The organism is Mesorhizobium sp. M0048 (assembly GCF_040323405.1).
Lineage (GTDB): Bacteria > Pseudomonadota > Alphaproteobacteria > Rhizobiales > Rhizobiaceae > Mesorhizobium.
On sequence record NZ_JAMYUV010000078.1, the window covers coordinates 1 to 15,862 of the forward strand.

Below are 15,862 nucleotides of genomic sequence, written 5' to 3' on the forward strand. Positions count from 1 at the left end.
CTATGCGTCCGACCGTGATGTCTTTGTCTTCCTCGTCGACGACCTGAATCCGATCGAAGCCGGCAAGCTGCCCGATGGCTCGCCCGACGTCTTTTTCAGGGGGGTTTATTGCTGGAACTCCGAAGTCGGCGCCCGAACGCTCGGAATCGCCAGCTTCTATCTACGTGCAGTTTGCCAGAATCGTTGTCTGTGGGGCGTGGAAAATTTCGAGGAAATCACCATCCGGCATTCCAAATATGCCGCCTCGCGTTTTGCCCTGGAAGCCGAACCAGCGCTGATCCAGTTCGCGGAGTCTTCGCCCATGCCGTTCGTCAATGGCATCAAGGCTTCGCGGGAGCGGATCGTCGCTCGCGACGATGAAGATCGCCAGAGCTTCCTGCGCAAGCGCGGCTTCTCCAAGGCGGAGACCACGAGGATCATCGATGCCGTGCTTTCGGAGGAAGGGCACCCGCCCGCCTCGATTTTCGACTTCGTGCAGGGCATTACGCGGGTGGCGCGCGACAAGCCGCATCAGGACGTTCGCCTGGAGCTGGAGGGCAAGGCCAAGAAGCTGCTCGATCTGGCAGCATGATACCGCAATGCTGCGCGCCGAGGCGTATGAACGTCACTGGGCTGCTGATGCTGCCAGTGTTCCAACATGTGCATCGCTGCGGCGCGCAGCATACGGCCTGCGCTGGTACCCGGGAAAACCCATCTCTCCGGCCCGGATGTGCGCCGCACAAAACCGCAATGCTGCTATGCACAATTAATGCTTCTCGGCTGCGCGGAAGGGAGTAGCCTGTCGGTATCGAGTTCGTCCGGGTCACCTCCTCCCGACCTTGGCGATCAGGGACGGCATTTATTCCTCCCGAATGCTGTCGTCCAAATCAAGCCCGCCGCACCTCCTCCCGCGGCGGGCTTTTTCGTTATGCGAGCGGCGGCTTCTGGCAGCCCGATCGCAGGAAACGAATTCGGAGGTCCGTCAGTCGGGTAGATTGAACCGTTCGATGGTGATGGTACGCGCGACATCCACCGTAATCTCCAGCACTTCGTTTCATGCCTCCTCCCCACCGAGGTCCGAAAGGGCGAGATGAAAGAGCCTGTGCTGGAGATCGAGGCTCATCAGGCCAGGGCGGTGTTGAAGGCGACCAGCCCGACATGCAGCTCCTCGCGGCGATAGAGGCCGCGAAAGTCGGTCGTGTTGTGCGTGACGAGCACATAGCCGTCATCGACCGCGCGCCGGGTCACCATATGGTCCTTGGCGGAGGCCCAGCCAGCGCACATGGCTCGACTCTGGAAAACCCCGTTCGCGCGCCAGTTTCGCAAGCTCTGGGCTCAGGCATTCGTTGATCAGGAATTTCACGAAACGGCCGGCAGATCGTCGAGACGGATTGTGCGGCTCGACTTCGCCGCCGTGCTGCGCCACGCCGGCTTGACCGGCGGACGGCCACGCCGCGGATAGGCCAGCGCATAGTCGGCCGCGAGCCTGATCCGGTCGAGAGTCAGTTGCGGATAGGCGGCACGAATCGTCTCGCGAGTATCGCCATTGGCGAGCATGTCGGCAACGTCATGAACAAGCACGCGTGTTCCCACAAAGGCCGGCTGACCGCCAAGTACCGCTGGATCGCGCGCCACCATGGCCTTGGCTTTCCTCAGCCGGCTGAGGCCGGTCCTTACCCCGGCGGTGATCGGCTTTAGGTCGACCTTAAGCGGATCGTCCGCGACCACGGGCGCAGCATCATCGGCAATGGCGTGCTCGACGATCCGCCGCCGCGCGGCAGGCGTCAGCGTCTCCGCCGTCAGCCAGGCGAGGCGTAGGCCGACGAGACCCGCTCCGATGATGACGCGGCTGCCGCGGCGTGTCTCGACACGGCCGCGTAGCAATCCGGCATCGATGATGCGATGCACCTGCTTAAGCGGCACCTGCGTTACCGCCGCCGCCTCATTGGCGGTGAGCACTTCGGTACTAAATCCTGGCATGACAATAATCCTTCCACGTTCATGGAAGATATATAGTCACTCTGCCGTCCGCAGTCCCGCGAAGCTTTGCGGCAGGCGGCCGGCGCCGGTGTGAGGCCTGGAGGCAGAGGGGGAGGGGAGATTCCTGACGGGCTTGGAGGTTCGGGGAGAGGCCCCGGGCCGCCCGTCATGGAGAACCTGACCATGGCAAAGAACGCCAATCAGAAGATCGCGATGAACGCCGCGGAGAACATTCCCTATGACAAGCTCAGGCTGTCGCAGAAGAATGTCCGGCGCATCAAGGACGGCGTGTCTATCGAGCAGCTCGCCGAGGACATCGGGCGGCGAAAGCTCATCCAGAGCCTGAACGTCCGTCCGATGCTCGACGGCGAGGGCGAGGAGACCGGCACGTTTGAGGTGCCGGCCGGCGGTCGTCGCTATCTCGCGCTCGCCATCCTCATCAAGCAGAAGCGCCTGGCCAAGAACGAGCCGATCCCCTGCATCGTCAACCGCAGGCAGGAGACCTCGGCCGAAGAGGACTCGCTTGCTGAAAACCTGCGGCGCGCCGACCTGCACCCACTCGACCAGTTCCGGGCCTTCAAGACGCTCCGCGATCAGGGCCTCGATCCGGAGGAGATTGGTGCCCGCTTCTTCGTATCGCCTGCGACGGTGAGGCAGCGCCTGCGGCTAGCATCGGTGTCGCCCAAACTTCTGGGTCTCTACGAGAAGGACGAAATCCGTCTTGAGCAGATCATGGCCTTCTCGATCTCGGACGATCACGCGCGCCAGGAGCAGGTCTGGGAGCGGATTTCCAGCTCGCAGATGCAGGAACCCTATTACATCAGGCGCCTGCTGACGGAAACCACGGTGCGGGCCGATGATCGCCGGGCCGTCTATGTCGGCGCCCAAGCCTATGAAGCCGATGGCGATGGTGTTGTCGTCAACGGCAAGCCGGTGAACGACGCCTCCGGCGACGACGGCGAGGACGATGGCATCAAGCCACTGCCCGATCGGCTCGTCTTCGACCTGACCGCGCAGCGGACGCTTGCACTGCGCAACGCGCTCGCCGGTGACGTCGACATCGCCTTTGTCGCCGCACTCCATGCCTTCGTCCTGCAGGTCTTCTATCGCTTCGCGCCGGACACGTGCCTGGAGATCAGCCTGAAGAGCGGCGGCTTCAGCCAGGTCGACGGTCTTGCCGAGACATCCTGGGCGAAGGAGATCGCCGAGCGCCACGAAGCCTGGGATCGCGATCTGCCCGATGAGGCGGATGGCCTGTGGAACTTCCTTCTCGGCCTCGACGAAGCAAGCCGCAACGCGCTGTTCGCGCACTGCGTCTCGCTGACCCTCAATGCGGTGGTCGAACCCTGGAACAGGCGACCGAAGGCGCTCAAGCATGCAGACGTGCTTGGCCGTTCCCTCCAGTTCGACATGGTCGACGCCGGCTGGACGCCTACGGTCGCGTTCCTCGGGCGGCTCACCAAGGCGCGGATTCTACAGGCAGTCCATGAAGCTCGTGGCGCAGACTCCGCGCAGCTGATCGACCACATGAAGAAGGACATCATGGCGCGTGAGGCCGCGCGTCTTCTCGAAGGGTCGAACTGGCTGCCCGAGCCGCTGCGTCTTGAGGTCGATGAAGTGACTACCGATGCTGGCGACGCGGTCGCCGGCGATATGTCGGACGAGGCGGCTCGCGACGGCGATGCCGCCGAGCTGCCGGCCTTTCTCGCCGACGATGCGGATCCGTCCTCCGATGAGCCGGTGACCATCGACGGCGACGAGGCGGACCACCTCCAGGCCGCTGAATAGTCGGCCTCACGCTCGCACCGGGCCCGGCACTCCCGCCGGGCCCTTTTTCGTTTTCCGCATGGAGAAACCCGCATGTCCGCACATATCGTGTACGAATCCGCTCCTCTGGGGAGCGTTATCCGGTACAGCGACGGCACCGCGAAACCGCCGGCTCGCTTCACCAAAAAACTCGCGGCCTGGGAAAGCCGCAACGGCGTCGGTCGCCTGGTCAGGAAGGAACCGCCGCGCGAGCGCGCGACCTATAGCTCGCCCGCCTACTTCACCCTGCATGAGGGCGATTTTGGGCAGGGCGGCATCATCGTCGTCTCGGTCAGGCGCACCTGGTCCGTCGAGAGTGACCTGGGTTTCGAGATCGTCGAGCGTCCCACGATCGGCATGGTCCGCGTCCTGCAGGAACTCGGCGACAGCCCGGAGCTGCTCTATCTCGCCAAGGATCGCGAGGCTGCCGAACGCTGGCTCGCCAGCAATTCGTACAGCCGGGCCTATCTCGAAGAGGTCTCCGCCGATGAGGTCGGCGCCGACGTCATTGAGGGCCGCGCGGCCGCCTGACCGTTTCACCATTTAACCCACCCGACCACGGGCCCGGGATCGCGCGAGCGATCCCGGCCTGTTCCAATTCATGGAGTTCGACATGTTCGACTGGAACAGAAGCTGCCCCTATGACGAGCAGCACAAGAGACGTTTCCACATGACAGCCCGTTCACGGCTGAAGAAACTCGCCGCCGAACTTGCCCTGCCGCAGGGAAGCTTTGACCTGCGCTCGAACAAGGCGGGCATAGCCGTTTCCGGTGAAATTACCCTGCACCATCACCGCGCCTACATCCAGGTCGGCCAGTTCGGTTTGTCCTCAGGTCACGGCATCCTGATCCGCACCTGCAAGGACCGCAAGGACTATACCGGCGGGGCCAACCACTTCGTTGCGCTCGGCATGCTCGACGATATCCCGGCGCTCGCCGCCGCCGTCCGTGCCATCACCGGGGTTGGTCGAGACGCTTCGCCTTCCTCCGAACGACGCGCCGCCTGAACCCTGCAAACCCCCTCATCGCCGGTGCACGCGCCGACCGCAGGTTCGGCCAGTCGACAGCCACAACACCACCAACACTTGCGACGACGCGGTTCATGCCGCGCGTGGCCGGCCTGCGTTCAGGAGAACCCCATGACCGCACATCCACCCTTCGGGAAGGTGCTCGACGGCGTCGCCACCCGCGAGCAGATGTTCCAACTGTTCAGCCGACACAAAGACACTCCCGGCATCGATCCGCTTTCCGGCACTCCCTACTCAGGCGAGTGGTTCCAGATCAACGCCTCAGAATACCACTTCATGATCGATTTGCTGCCGCCGCTCTTCATGCGCACCGGCATGTTCGGCATGTCGGAGTTCAAGGCCGGCAACGTGACCAGCGTATTCTTCGCGATCCGGATCCGGGGCCGCGAACGCTGGTTTCATGGCTTTTGCGACCTCACGGATCGGCAGTCCCCGGACAAGATGCGCGCCGCCATCATCGCCCACGAGACCGGCGCGAGCGACAGCATGACCCGCGCGGAAAAGCTTGAGGCGATCTGGACCATGACCCCCCTCGAACTCAGGGGCATCGCCCGCAATGCAGATCCCGAGACCGGGTGGGCCGAACATCGCGGCAAACGCACGGTTCTCGTTAACGCCGGAAGGCAGGATGCTGTCTTCAAGCTGCTCGATGATCTGTCGGATCTCGAGATTGACGAACTCCTGTCCTCCGCCTGATCAAGCCGGAGCTCGAAAAAGGGAGGCGACGATAAAGGCTATCCCTGAGAGCGGCCGCTAGGAAGCGAAACATCCCTGTTAGCATGGCCCGCCTACTCCGCTGAAATGGGCGCGTCGGATAGGCTATGCGGCGCGATGTCTATGGAAGGAGGCGTTCTATCGGACGCCGACGGGCGAGACGCTCCCGCACATTACGATCGCTTGCACACAGCCCTATCGCTTTCCAAGATACCGTGACGGCGACCGACATTGCTCGATCAGTGCGTCGCCGCCGGCCGGCGCATTTTCACGGTATTTGAGGCCAGCACTGACCAGGTGCTCGTAGTCCAGCGAGCCACGTATCAGGGTCAGACTTCAACTCGGATGATCCTGGTCACCTGATCACCGTGGGTAATCGCCCACAGCGAGGCCGTGTGGCCGACTGGTTCGACGATATGATCGGCCAGTCGCCGCGCAAAACTTCGGATCAGGACCTGCCGCGCGGGATGTATCCGGCATTGCGTAAGGCGCCGATGAAGAGGCTGGCCGGGCCGGCGATACTCGTCCTGGCCTGCATCGGGAGCGGCAGAGTGTTCCAGTCTTCCAAGGGAGCGATAAAGCAGGAGAAAGTGCCGTTGATCATCCAATGGCTGATCGCCGAGCCCTGCTTGTCCAGCGCCAGAATGCCTGTCTGGTTGCTTGGATATCGGACGGCGGCGATCCGCTGCATTTCCAAGTCGCCATCGATGCGCAAATCAAAAAGCAGGACGCCGTGGCTTCGGATGGCAATTTCTGCGACTTTTTCCGTGAATCCAAGAGGAAGCGCACGGACGCTTTCGACCGCCATCCCGAAAACAATCGCGTCCAGCTCATCCGCCGCCATGAGAAGATTTGCGCCCAAGAAAATCAGGATTGCAATCGATGCAGTCGGTTGTGCACAGTCATCGGATGCGGACGGCTGTTAGTCCTTGTCCGTTTGCCCGGCGGCAACGAATGACGGCGTAGGCGGCGCTCGATGCAGGGAGGGGTTCTTTACCGAAGCTGGAGCATGCGAGCCTCGTCAGCATGTCGAAATTTGTCAGCTGCCGGTGGATCGAGCGAAGTGGCGCCTGTGGATGGCGGGCATAGAAACGCTCTGAAGGTCGCGTCAAATGAGACCTCGGCTCGCAATAGACCGTTTGCGTCCCGGTGATCGAGCCAGTCCCCGAGATCAGCGAAACCTCGCTTGCTCGTCGCGGGCCTTCTCCGATAAAGCTCGGCAAGAGCGATAAGATGCCTTGGCGTAGGATACTCGCCGACGCGAAACAGCGACTTGGCTTGCAAGTCGTCCTCACATCAAGGAAGGGACTATGAAGCGCCAGATCCGGCCATTTATCGTGGAAGTCAAACAGAAGCGCGGCAAGCAAAAGCCAAGCCAGTCGATCTGGGGTGGTCTCGACCTGTCCAAAATTGTCACCGAGATGACGCAGCTGTCTGATGGTGCTCAGCTGCCAGGTTCTGAGCTCATTGACTCCAGTATAAGACCCATCGATGCTGAAGACGGTGACAATCCACAAGCGGAGCATATCATGGCCGATTCTCAGGAAGCTCAAACGGTTCAGACAACAGTAGCACCAGCCAAAGTGGAAGCCCCTGAAGCGAAGAAGAAAGTTCCGCGAGCAAAGAAAGCGAAGGCAGAGCTCGCCAAGCCGACCCGCAAGAACGGGGCGAGACCAGGGCCCCAGGCGGCTGAACCTGCGGTGGTGGTGCGGACCGCCCGGAAGACCTATTCTGAGAAGGAACGCGCCCAGAAGCTTGCCCAGATCGAGAAGTCGATCGCTGGGGGTGCGACCAGCAAGAGTGCGGTCAGCCAAGCCGGCATTTCGGAGCAGACCTATTATCAGTGGAAGAGGGTTGCAGCGCCAGCCGCAGATAGCGGCGATCTGAAGGACCTGCTCGCGCTCGAGGAAGAAAACAAGCGCCTTAAGAACCTGCTTGCTGACCGTCTGCGCAAGGAAAATGCCGAGCTCAAGAAGAAGCTGGGCCTGGGGTAAGACATACTGAGCCTCGTCGGAAATTCCGCCGACGCTCAGAGCGGCAACGGCGGCATATCGCCTTCGCCGACCCGCCACACCCAGAAGCCGATCTCCGGACGCGCGGCGATCATTTCGTCGAGCGAAGCCTCGAACGCTTCGTCCGCGCCGGCCGGGACGACAAAGAGTGCGGTCGGCTGCTGCCTGTCCTGGAGCAAAGCGTTGGCGATCGGGTGGTCGGTTTGCAGGTCATAGCGCAATCCCTTCACGCTCTTCTCGCGAAGGCGGGCGAGCGCGTCAACGAGCCGCTTTTCCGAGACCGTCTCGAAAGGGATCCAGTTCTCGGATACCACCATTAACGCGACCTCCTCAACAACGGCGAGGCCGGCCGGGTTCAGTCCGAAGGTCGCGATCACTATCAGATGTGAGCTGGAATCCGCTCCCCACAGCGACAATTCTCTCTCGAAACGTGCCTGCAAACGCCGATGCAATGCATCGTCGATGACAAAGGGAAAGCCCGGCAAATGTCTGACGACGAGTTTCCGACCGGATCGGGCGGGCATGATTTCCTTCACCTCGCCGACCAGAACCAGTAGCTTTCGTGGGCCGGATTTCGGCGGGAGCGCCATGCCGAGAGCCGCATTGCGGCGATGTTCGATCGCTTGCCTGTTCTCGGCGCGAAACGGCTCGGGCACGAACAGGATATCCGCGAGCGGTCCGCCCCTCACCGTCATTTGCCCGGCAGCCTCAAGCAGATGCCAGCGGACATTCCACCAATGTCGCTTGCCAGCCCATCGGGATGTCCAGACCGTCAATTCGGCCTCCTGCCATAGATAATGGAGCAGGCCACGCAGCGACATCCTCCTGGGGTCTCCAGTTACGCTGGCGGAGCTCTCGCCAGCAGGCGCGGATGCTGCCCGGCTCCCCGTCTTCGACAGGCTGAAATCGAGTTTCAAAGCCGCCAAGCCGCTTTGCGGATCGAGCTGTATCGCGCTGCCCATCAAGGCGCCCAGGCCGGACAGCTCGTAAGGCGATTCATATGAATCACAGGATGGATCATGCCCGCTGCCGCTCAGCGGCATGCGCTTGATCAGGTGAAGGTCGCCGATGCGGGCGATGTACATCGGGCAGCCCGGCTCGCGGCACAGGCATAGCGGACGCTCGGTGCGGCCATAGGCGTTCGCCAGCGTCGCCTGCAGGTCAGGCGCTCCCTCCTCGTAGACCGCACTGCCAATTCTGAACCGTCGCATCACCTCCGCAGCTCCAGGTCGCCGCCGCGCCCCTGTGCGCGCATTCAAGTCATGGCTTTGCGCAGAGCGCAACCCGTTTGGTGCATCGGCCTCAGAGGGAGAGGGGAGCCGGGAGGAGTGCGGCCCGGCTGGCGCGGAGAGAGTGCCGGCGCGGGCGCCACTCCCTCTCGCAAAGGACATCTCCATGAACATTGTTTCGACCACATCTGCCGTTGCCCGGACGGCCGCTCCCCTCGGCGCGCCGGCACAAGACGCCCTCGACACCGCCCAGGCGATCTACCGAGCGGCAATGCGGCTTCTGCCGTTCCTCGAGCAGGGCAAGTCTGTCACCACTGCGGAACTGCGCACCACCATGACAACAGGTTTTGGCGGCAGCGATGCGCAAGGGTGCTGGGTCTGGAAGGACGCCTATGAGGCCCTCGAAGTCGCCCAGGTTCTGTTTCTGCGCCGGTTCGGCCCCGCGATCCTGTCCCGGTCCGCCACGCCGCGGGCAAGGCTAGCGATGATAAAGCGCATCGCCGACCTTCTTCCAACCCATACGCGACGCTCCGACGAGAGCCAGGCCATGCAGCAGCTCTCCACGCCCTTGCCGCTGGCCTTCGTAACGGCGCACGCCGCGGCGATCGCATCTTGCGACCTCGTTCTCGAACCGTCGGCCGGCACCGGTCTGCTCGCCGTCCATGCCGAGATGGCGCGCGCCTCGATCGCGCTTAACGAGCTTGCCGCAACGCGGGCCGATCTGCTCGGCCTGCTGTTTCCGCAGTTCCCCGTCTCGCGGCACGACGCCGCCCATATCGACGACCATCTCGACGCGGCCATTGAGCCGTCCCTCGTCTTGATGAATCCGCCCTTCAGCGTCGGCGCCTATGTCGACGGCCATGTCGCCGATGCGGCATGGCGGCACCTCTCTTCCGCGTTCGCACGCCTGCGTTCGGGCGGTCGTCTTGTCGCCATCGCCGGCGCCGGGCTGTCTCCCGAAAACCCGAAATGGCGGCTCGCCTTCGAACGCCTGCAGCAGCAGGGCACGGTCATCTTCACCGCAGCGATCGACGGCCGCGTCTATGCCCGCCACGGAACCACCACCGAGACCCGCCTGACGATCATCGACAAGGTGCCGGCCGTCGATCCGTCGCGTTTCGTCGCCTTGCCGGGCAAGGCCAAGGATGTCGAAACGCTGCTCTCCTGGATCTCCGATCTGCCGCCCCGGACTTTGGGTGGATTCCCGAATTCGATCGGTGCATTGTCCAGCGGCATCCTGCGCAATGCCGCCATGCAGATGGCTGCCCGATCCCGGAGAGCCGCACCCCTCGCTGTCTCAACGGCTGCTCCAAAGGCAATGCAATCGGTCCGTCCGATTGCGCGAGCGAAGCCCGCTCGCCAGGTCATGGCAAACAGCACGCCGGCTGTTCCCCTTGCCTACGAATTGCGCGACTGGATGCCGGAGGAGGGCGGCCGGCTCACCGAGTCAATCTACGAACCCTACGCGCTCCAGTCGATCGACATTCCCCGCGCCAAACCCCATCCGACGCCCCTCGTACAGTCGGCCGCAATGGCCGCCGTCGCGCCACCAAAACCTTCCTATCGGCCCCTTCTTCCTGATGCGATCATCGATGAGGGCCTGCTGTCGGACGCCCAGCTCGAAAGCGTCATCTATGCGGGCGAGGCCCATTGCGGTCATCTCACCGGCGCCTGGACGGTTGACGAGACCTGCGATGTCGTCTCGGCCGCGCCAGAAGGAGCTACGAACGCTGTCCGGTTTCGGCGTGGATGGTTTTTGGGTGACGGAACCGGCTGCGGCAAGGGACGGCAAGTCGCCGGCATCATCCTCGACAACTGGCTGCAGGGGCGGCGCCGCGCGATGTGGATTTCCAAGTCCGACAAATTGCTGGAAGACGCTCAGCGAGACTGGGCAGCACTTGGCCAGGAAAAACTCCTCGTGCAGCCACTCTCACGCTATCGGCAGGGCACGCCGATCCGCCTTGCCGAAGGCTCCTGTTCACGACCTACGCAACCCTGCGCTCGCAGGAACGGGAGGGCAAGAAATCCCGGATCGCCCAGATCCTCGACTGGGTCGGACAAGAGGCGAGAGGGGCCGAAGGGGCTGGAGAGAACCCGTCGGGGGCAAAAAAATCTTTCGATGGCGTCATCGTCTTCGACGAGGCCCACGCCATGGCCAATGCCGCTGGCGGCAAAAGCGAGCGTGGCGACGCCGCGCCCTCGCAGCAGGGCAAGGCGGGACTGCGGCTGCAGCACGCGCTGCCCGATGCCCGCATTGTCTACGTCTCCGCGATCGGTGCGACCGCCGTCGAGAATCTGGCCTATGCCCAACGTCTCGGCATCTGGGGCAGCGAGGATTTTCCATTCGCCAACCGTGCCGAATTCGTCGCCGCGATCGAGGACGGCGGTGTCGCGGCGATGGAAGTGCTCGCCCGCGATCTCAAGTCGCTCGGCCTCTATACGGCGCGTTCGCTCTCCTATGACGGCGTCGAATACCACCTCCTCGAGCATGCGCTGACTGAGGAGCAGATCCGCATCTACAACGCCTATGCAGACGCCTTCCAGGTCATCCACAACAACCTGACCGCCGCACTCGAGGCCACCAACATCACCAGCGAGGCCGGCACGCTGAACCGCAACGCAAAATCGGCGGCGCGCTCAGCCTTTGAAAGTACCAAGCAACGCTTTTTCTCGCATTTGATCACCTCGATGATGACGCCGACCCTGATCGGCGCGATCGAGCAGGACCTCGCCGATGGGCATTCGGCAGTCGTGCAGATCGTCTCGACCGGCGAGGCGCTGATGGAACGCCGGCTGGCCGAGATCCCAACCGAGGAATGGTCGGACCTGAATGTCGACATCACGCCGCGCGAGTATGTCGGCGGGTACTTGATGCATTCCTTCCCGACCCAACTGTTCGAGGAGTATTCCGACGCGGAGGGCAACGTCTACTCGCGGCCTGTCCACGACGAAGATGGCAACCCGGTCCAGTGCCGCGAGGCGGTTCGCCGGCGCGGCGAGATGATCGAAAAACTCGCATCGCTGCCGCCGGTCGGCAGCGCCCTCGACCAGATCATCCATCATTTTGGCACAGACACCGTCGCCGAGGTGACCGGCCGCTCGCGCCGCATCGTCGAGAAGACCGGCCGCGACGGCATCGACCGGCTGGCCGTGGAAAACCGCCCTGGCTCGGCCAATCTGGCCGAGACCCAGAGTTTTATGGATGACGACAAGAGCGTTCTGATCTTCTCCGACGCCGGCGGTACAGGCCGCTCCTATCACGCCGATCTCGGGGCCAGGAACCAGAGGCTGCGCAAGCACTATCTGCTCGAGGCCGGCTGGCGCGCCGACAACGCCATCCAGGGTCTCGGAAGGACCCACCGCACAAATCAGAAGCAACCGCCGCTGTTCCGGCCCATGGCCGCCAACGTGAAAGCCGGCAAGCGCTTCCTGTCGACGATCGCGCGACGGCTCGACACGCTCGGCGCCATCACGCGCGGCCAGCGCCAGACCGGCGGGGCAGGGCTGTTCCGGTCCGAGGACAATCTTGAAAGCCCCTATGCCCGCGCGGCCCTGCGCCAGTTCTATCATCTGCTGCACCAAGGCAAGATTGAGGGCTGCTCGCTTTCGACTTTCGAGACCGTGACCGGGCTGTCGCTGACGACTGACGAGGGCGGGCTGCGCGACGAGTTGCCGCCGATCACGACCTGGCTCAATCGGCTGCTGGCGTTGCGCATCGAAACCCAGAACCTGTTATTCGAGGTGTTCGAGCAGCTGATGGCGGTAAGAATAGAAGGCGCCATCGCCGCCGGCAATTACGACAAGGGCCTGGAGACGATCACGGCGGAGAGCATCGTCGTCACCGATCGTAGGACCGTCTATACCCATCCAGTCTCCGACGCGCAGTCGCATGTGCTCACCGTCGCGCGCAAGGACCGCATCCGGCCGCTCGGCCTGGTCGATGCGCTGGCCATCGTCCGGGCGGAGCCGCAATCGGCTTTGCTGGTCAACACGCGATCGAGCCGCGCGGCGATCCGGCTGCCGACCGCAAGCCTGATGCTCGACGACGGGACCGTCGAGCACCGTGTGAGGCTCCTGCGGCCAACCGACGAGCTGCGCTTCGGCCTCGGCGCGCTTGCCGAAACACTCTGGCAGCCCGCCGACCGGAAATTGTTCTGCGAGCTGTGGGACTCGGAAGTCGCCGCCGTCCCGGAGTTCACCACCAGCACCTTTCACATCGTGACGGGTCTGCTGTTGCCGATCTGGCGTCGGCTGCCGGACGGCGACTGTCGAGTCTATCGAATCCAGACCGATGCCGGGGAGCGCATCATCGGCCGCCACATCGCGCCGACGCTGGTCGCGACCATGTTCCGCAATCTGGGTCTCGACGATGTGCCGAGGCTGGCGCCGGAAGATGCCTGGACCGGGCTCGCCGATGGACGGATTGGACTGCAACTCGCCGATGGCCTGATCCTGCGCCGCAGTCGGATCATGAACGACTACCGTGTCGAATTGATCGGCTTCACCGACGCGATGGTCCCTCGGCTGAAGGCGCTGGGACTGATCTCCGAGATCATCTCCTGGAAGCTCCGGCTGTTCATCCCGACGAGCGAGCAAGGGCCGTCCATCCTCGCCGCGCTCCTCGACCGCCACAGGCTGGTCGGCGTCACCGACCGCGCGTCAGTGGCGTGAGGGGAAACGATCATGACCGTCTCGGCCTCCGAGCTGGCACGCCGCCTTGGCGAACACGCCGAGGCGGTGTGCCGGGAATATCTCTCCAACGGCCATCGCTCCGGCAATTACTGGATGGTCGGCGATGTCCACAACACGCGCGGCCGTTCCATGCATGTGCGGCTGAGGGCAAACGCCAAGGGCCCGGCGGGTAGGTGGGTCGACGAGGCGACGTCTGAATTTGGCGATCTGCTCGATGTCATCCGTGAAAGTTGCGGCCTCGTCGACTTCCGTGACATCGCGGATGAAGCACGTCGCTTCCTCTCCATGCCGCTGCCACCGCCCCAGCCCCAACCTCAGCCCCTTGGCGCGCAGTGCCAGCCAGCCGCGAAACGCGGCTCCCCCGACGCCGCGCGGCGCCTGTTCGCCATGTCGCAGCCGATCGCCGGCACGCTGGCCGAACGATACCTCGCCGGCCGCGGCATTCTGCTCTCCCCGCGTGAGCGCGCGCTGCGCTTCCATCCCGGCTGCTACTACCGGGATTTCGTGACGGGCGAGACGCGGACGCTTCCGGCGCTGATTGCCGCTGTCACCAGCTTCGACGGGAAGATCACCGGCCTGCAACGCACCTGGCTTGATCCCTCGGGTCAGGGCAAGGCGCAACTCGCGGATCCACGCCGCTCACTGGGTCATCTCTTGGGCAACGCCATCTGGCTTGGCCTTGAGCCCGGCGCGCTGGCCCCGGTCATGGCCGCCGGCGAGGGGTTCGAGACGATGGCGTCGCTTAAGGTGGTGATGCCGGCGCTGCCGGTTGCCGCCGCCACTTCGGCCAATCACCTCGCCGGCCTGACCTTCCCACCTGGATGCCGTCGCCTCTACATCGCGGCCGATGCCGATGCGGCCGGCCGCCACGGCATCGAGCGTCTCAGCCAGCGAGCCGGCGAAGCCGGAATCCTCGCCCTGGTGTTGCGGCCGCAGCTCGGCGATTTCAACGACGATCTGCGTCATCTCGGCCCGGCCCCCCTCGCGGCTTGGCTCAGCGACCAGCTCGTCCCGGAGGATGTCCGTCTCTTGCTGCCGCCCGGGTGAACGGGTTCGGGCCGACACGCGGGCCGGGACGGCGTCGCCGGATAGCCCGCAGACATGGCGGCGCTCCACCGGAGAGGCCGCGCCCGCGGCCTGCCTGAGAGGCGACCCCTGCCACCCCCCGGTCACGGCCGCAACGGCTGCGCCGTCCTGCGCTCGCGCGCCGGCCTTCGGGGCGGCCGCGCCCGGGGCGCGGCCGGGATGCGCTGTCAGGCCGCGATAGGCGCGGCCACCACCGACGGAGACACGCCATGACCTACGACCATCCTCTCGACGACGCCTACGAGCCCTACCACGCCTCCTCGCCGACCGACCGCGTCATCCTCGAACTGCAGATGTACGGCCATCGACCGCATCAGGACGAACCTGATCCTCGGCCACTTCCCGACGACGAGGTGATCCGGGCCGGCCTCGCCGGGATCGTAGAAACCTTCGCCGGCATGCTCGGGGACACCAGGCTCGAACCCGATCTCGACGACCTGCTCTGGTCGTTCGCAAACGTCTTCCACCGTGCCGCCGAGCGTGTCGCCCGCAGCCTCGACCGCAACGAGGAGGCGCAGCGCTCGAGTCAGCAGGAGCAGGACGGCTCGGAGGTGAAGTCGGTCGAGCTGGAGCGGCTGACCGCGGAAGGCATCAGCTATATCGAGCGCCGCAACGTGCTCGAAATCATGCGCGATGAGGCCGCCGATCTCTACGAGGCACAAACCGGATCGGCATGGCGACCGCGCACCGGCTCCAAGGTCAGCCACCAGGCGATGACCGCTTCGGTGATCGACAGCCGCGACTTCCTCGCCGCCCGCCGACACGCCGAAACCGAGGTGCTCGTTCCAGCAGGGACCAAGATCGCCTTCGCCGGCGGCCTCGACTGCAACGATCACGACAGGATCTGGGACGCGCTCGACAAGGCTCGCGAGAAGCATCCCGACATGGTCCTGCTCCACGGCGGCAGCCCGCGCGGCGCCGAACGCATCGCCGCCTGCTGGGCCGAGAACCGCAAGGTCACCCAGATCGCCTTCAAGCCGGACTGGACCCGGCACGCCAAGGCAGCCCCGTTCCGCCGCAACGACCAGCTTCTCTCCGTGGTGCCCTACGGCCTGATCGTCTTTCCCGGCTCCGGCATTACCGACAACCTTGCCGACAAGGCCCGTCGGCTCGGCATCCCCGTCTGGCGGTTCGCGGAGGGCGGCGCGTGAGCGCCGTTTTCTTGCAAATCTGGCGAATCCAGATAATATGGAGATCGATCAAGGAGTCTAGCCATGCGCCAGTTCACGACGGGGGATCTCAACAAGCAGGTTGGCGACGTCACCGACGTTGCCAGCCGCGAACCCGTTATTCTTACCAAGCACCGGAAACCCCGGTTCGTGCTGATGAGTTACGAG

The 15,862-nt window shown here is 64.0% G+C and carries 12 protein-coding genes and 2 pseudogenes; 10 read left to right on the top strand and 4 right to left on the bottom strand.

What is annotated here, in order from left to right:
• Positions 1–571, top strand: a pseudogene (locus NKJ84_RS31420) (DUF932 domain-containing protein); the annotation flags it as partial.
• Between the two features lie 530 nt (positions 572–1,101).
• Here the strand turns inward: NKJ84_RS31420 and NKJ84_RS31425 are convergent.
• Positions 1,102–1,263, bottom strand: a complete 162-nt coding sequence (locus NKJ84_RS31425; RefSeq protein WP_352509757.1) for a DUF5615 family PIN-like protein — start codon at positions 1,261–1,263, stop codon at positions 1,102–1,104.
• Positions 1,264–1,338: 75 nt separating this feature from the next.
• Positions 1,339–1,959: a DUF433 domain-containing protein gene (locus NKJ84_RS31430; RefSeq protein ID WP_352509759.1), complete on the bottom strand. Its 621-nt coding sequence runs from the start codon at positions 1,957–1,959 to the stop codon at positions 1,339–1,341.
• Between the two features lie 183 nt (positions 1,960–2,142).
• Between NKJ84_RS31430 and NKJ84_RS31435 the strand changes: the two genes are divergently transcribed.
• From NKJ84_RS31435 to NKJ84_RS31450, 4 genes are all read left to right on the top strand, one after another.
• Positions 2,143–3,747, top strand: a complete 1,605-nt coding sequence (locus NKJ84_RS31435; protein WP_352509760.1) for a ParB/RepB/Spo0J family partition protein — start codon at positions 2,143–2,145, stop codon at positions 3,745–3,747.
• A 72-nt stretch (positions 3,748–3,819) separates the two neighbouring features.
• Positions 3,820–4,296 (top strand): UCP036055 family protein, encoded by a 477-nt coding sequence (locus NKJ84_RS31440; protein ID WP_352509761.1) that lies wholly within the window; start codon positions 3,820–3,822, stop codon positions 4,294–4,296.
• 82 nt (positions 4,297–4,378) lie between these two features.
• Entirely contained in the window at positions 4,379–4,771 is a 393-nt protein-coding gene (locus tag NKJ84_RS31445; RefSeq protein WP_352509763.1) for a hypothetical protein, read from the top strand.
• 132 nt (positions 4,772–4,903) lie between these two features.
• Complete coding sequence (locus NKJ84_RS31450) at positions 4,904–5,488, top strand: DUF1419 domain-containing protein (protein WP_352509764.1); 585 nt, start codon at positions 4,904–4,906, stop codon at positions 5,486–5,488.
• A gap of 466 nt (positions 5,489–5,954) precedes the next feature.
• On the opposite strand, the gene NKJ84_RS31455 is transcribed toward NKJ84_RS31450, so the two are convergent.
• On the bottom strand, positions 5,955–6,350 hold the full coding sequence (locus NKJ84_RS31455; protein ID WP_352509765.1) for a hypothetical protein: 396 nt from the start codon (positions 6,348–6,350) through the stop codon (positions 5,955–5,957).
• 466 nt (positions 6,351–6,816) lie between these two features.
• Here NKJ84_RS31455 and NKJ84_RS31460 point away from each other — a divergent pair, with 466 nt between their 5' ends.
• A complete protein-coding gene (locus tag NKJ84_RS31460) occupies positions 6,817–7,500 on the top strand; it encodes a transposase (protein WP_352509767.1) in 684 nt (227 codons plus the stop codon).
• A 35-nt stretch (positions 7,501–7,535) separates the two neighbouring features.
• Here the strand turns inward: NKJ84_RS31460 and NKJ84_RS31465 are convergent, their stop codons facing one another.
• On the bottom strand, positions 7,536–8,729 hold the full coding sequence (locus NKJ84_RS31465) for a DUF1173 domain-containing protein (RefSeq protein ID WP_352509769.1): 1,194 nt from the start codon (positions 8,727–8,729) through the stop codon (positions 7,536–7,538).
• Positions 8,730–8,913: 184 nt separating this feature from the next.
• Here NKJ84_RS31465 and NKJ84_RS31470 point away from each other — a divergent pair.
• The 4 genes and pseudogenes from NKJ84_RS31470 to NKJ84_RS31485 all read left to right on the top strand — a co-directional run.
• A pseudogene (locus NKJ84_RS31470) lies at positions 8,914–13,418 on the top strand (strawberry notch-like NTP hydrolase domain-containing protein).
• Positions 13,419–13,430: 12 nt separating this feature from the next.
• A complete protein-coding gene (locus NKJ84_RS31475) occupies positions 13,431–14,486 on the top strand; it encodes a DUF7146 domain-containing protein (RefSeq protein WP_352509770.1) in 1,056 nt (351 codons plus the stop codon).
• Between the two features lie 248 nt (positions 14,487–14,734).
• The gene (locus NKJ84_RS31480) at positions 14,735–15,676 is read left to right on the top strand and encodes a DUF2493 domain-containing protein (RefSeq protein WP_352509771.1); all 942 of its coding nucleotides are present in this window, start codon (positions 14,735–14,737) and stop codon (positions 15,674–15,676) included.
• A 63-nt stretch (positions 15,677–15,739) separates the two neighbouring features.
• Positions 15,740–15,862 (top strand): type II toxin-antitoxin system prevent-host-death family antitoxin (locus NKJ84_RS31485; RefSeq protein WP_352509772.1); only part of this gene is annotated, 123 nt, incomplete at its 3' end.

Bases quoted from the DNA above. Each gene is read 5' to 3' on its own strand.
- NKJ84_RS31460 (WP_352509767.1), top strand. From the start codon at position 6,817: ATGAAGCGCCAGATCCGGCCATTTATCGTGGAAGTCAAACAGAAGCGC.
- NKJ84_RS31480 (WP_352509771.1), top strand. From the start codon at position 14,735: ATGACCTACGACCATCCTCTCGACGACGCCTACGAGCCCTACCACGCC.
- NKJ84_RS31445 (WP_352509763.1), top strand. From the start codon at position 4,379: ATGTTCGACTGGAACAGAAGCTGCCCCTATGACGAGCAGCACAAGAGA.
- NKJ84_RS31425 (WP_352509757.1), bottom strand. From the start codon at position 1,263: ATGTGCGCTGGCTGGGCCTCCGCCAAGGACCATATGGTGACCCGGCGC.
- NKJ84_RS31465 (WP_352509769.1), bottom strand. From the start codon at position 8,729: ATGCGACGGTTCAGAATTGGCAGTGCGGTCTACGAGGAGGGAGCGCCT.
- NKJ84_RS31440 (WP_352509761.1), top strand. From the start codon at position 3,820: ATGTCCGCACATATCGTGTACGAATCCGCTCCTCTGGGGAGCGTTATC.
- NKJ84_RS31430 (WP_352509759.1), bottom strand. From the start codon at position 1,959: ATGCCAGGATTTAGTACCGAAGTGCTCACCGCCAATGAGGCGGCGGCG.
- NKJ84_RS31455 (WP_352509765.1), bottom strand. From the start codon at position 6,350: ATGGCGGCGGATGAGCTGGACGCGATTGTTTTCGGGATGGCGGTCGAA.
- NKJ84_RS31450 (WP_352509764.1), top strand. From the start codon at position 4,904: ATGACCGCACATCCACCCTTCGGGAAGGTGCTCGACGGCGTCGCCACC.
- NKJ84_RS31475 (WP_352509770.1), top strand. From the start codon at position 13,431: ATGACCGTCTCGGCCTCCGAGCTGGCACGCCGCCTTGGCGAACACGCC.
- NKJ84_RS31435 (WP_352509760.1), top strand. From the start codon at position 2,143: ATGGCAAAGAACGCCAATCAGAAGATCGCGATGAACGCCGCGGAGAAC.